Raw genomic sequence first — 1,677 nt, 5'->3', positions numbered from 1 at the left:
GGATCTAGGCGATCTTTATCAGAAATTAAATGAGAGGCTCCCGGGTAGGGTAAGTGGATTCATGTGCATCCCTCCAAATAATGAGCCCCCAGCTGTTTTCTTCAAGGAAATGGTAAAGYTGAAAGAAATCTATGGCGTGGGCAATCTAAGCATGGGCATGAGTGCTGACTATCGGGTCGCTCTCGAAAACGGCAGTACCATGCTTCGAGTAGGCAGCATGATATTCGGCGAACGAAACTCCCACAAAGAATGAATAGGCTAACGGTATGACTTTGAAGAATCACGGCGTATTACTTGGCCTGCTATTCTGTTTTATTAGTGCGGCATTCGACGTATATGTCGCATTCCTGACTCAGACCATCAGTACAATGGTCGTGATCTTCTACTGCTTTATTTCCTCGGCGACGCTGTTTTTAGCTTACGCCTTGCTCAAGAACAAAACGTCATTGCTGTTCAAGCTTAAAAGAGACTTTGCTTTCGTCATCCTGGCGAACGTTTCTGTTTTGTTCAACTGGGGAGGGCTGTTTTACGCTCTTCGCTACTTAGAACCTGCAGTCGTTGGGGTCGCGTCAGTTGCCTGCGGGCCCGCACTCACTCTGATTATTTCTGCGTTTGATAAAGAGAGTGGAAAGACAGGCAGGATAGAAACAGTGATTTCCTATCTGGTGTTGTTGTCAGTAGGTGTCATGCTATACAACTCATTTATTGGTGATAGCGGTATTTCCTCCACCACAAAAGAACAACGGACGTTGGGGATAATTAGCGTCGTGCTTTGCGCGCTGGGCACAGTACTGTATACGATAGTTTCAAAAAAACTGTTTTCCCGAGCGTGGGCTGTTTCCGAGATACTTGCAACTAGAAACATAGTAATGATCGTGTTGTGTGTTTTCTTTGTACTCAGCAGCGGCGCCTCATTCGGCGTGACAAGCAACCTGGTAGTCCCCATGATGATTCTTGTCGTTGTGGGGCACTTGCTCCCAATCTATTTAATTCAGAAGACTATATTTCATCTGAGTTCAATACACGTTTCTCTCGTGCTCCTAACCCTTCCAGTGTTTACGTTGATATTGCAGTATTTAGACTCCAGGGTCGAGTTTTCGGCCCCGAGTATCGCTGCGATAGTGATTATAGTGTTGCTGTTGGGTGTGTTGGCGCTTCATAAAATTAACGCAGCAAGGCGAGGTTTGAAATGATCAGGATTGTTGTTGTCGACGGGTTTTCCTCTGGTAAGTTTCTGGCGAAAAAATTACACACGGATGGCTGTGTTTTATTGCATGTGGCTTCTAGTCGGAATATTGATGATTATTACTATGTCGGCTTCGATTTTTCTATTTATGAAGATGCGGTCACAAACGAAGATCTGGTCTCTACGGTCTCCTTGGTAAAAGACTTTAATCCAGACGTCATTATTGCAGGCGCCGAAAGCGGCGTGCTTTTAGCTGATGTGCTCAATGACAGAGTTGGGCTTTCGTACAGTAACGAGTTCGATAAAACGATAGCTCGTAGAAATAAATATGAAATGATCAAGCGTATTGCTGACGCGGGTTTGCCAGCAGCCAAACAGACAATTGTTGATGCATGGAGTTCGGCTCGGGCCTGGATAGAGGTACATGATAAATTTCCAGTAGTGCTGAAGCCTCTTGAGAGCGCAGGTGYCGACGGAGTCTACATTTGTAA

General features: G+C 45.4%; 1 protein-coding gene and 2 pseudogenes. All 3 read left to right on the top strand.

Going from position 1 to position 1,677, the window contains the following annotated elements; all coding sequences use genetic code 11:
* Positions 1 to 253, top strand: a pseudogene (locus AC1DH9_RS28690) (hypothetical protein); the annotation flags it as partial.
* A 13-nt stretch (positions 254 to 266) separates the two neighbouring features.
* The gene (locus tag AC1DH9_RS28685; RefSeq protein ID WP_427536961.1) at positions 267 to 1,193 is read left to right on the top strand and encodes an EamA family transporter; all 927 of its coding nucleotides are present in this window, start codon (positions 267 to 269) and stop codon (positions 1,191 to 1,193) included.
* Positions 1,190 to 1,677, top strand: a pseudogene (locus tag AC1DH9_RS28680) (ATP-grasp domain-containing protein); the annotation flags it as partial. The gene AC1DH9_RS28685 and the pseudogene AC1DH9_RS28680, both read left to right, overlap by 4 nt.

The sequence above is a fragment of the Pseudomonas sp. 05T35 genome, from assembly GCF_056396605.1.
This window is presented reverse-complemented; position numbering and strand designations above follow the sequence as displayed.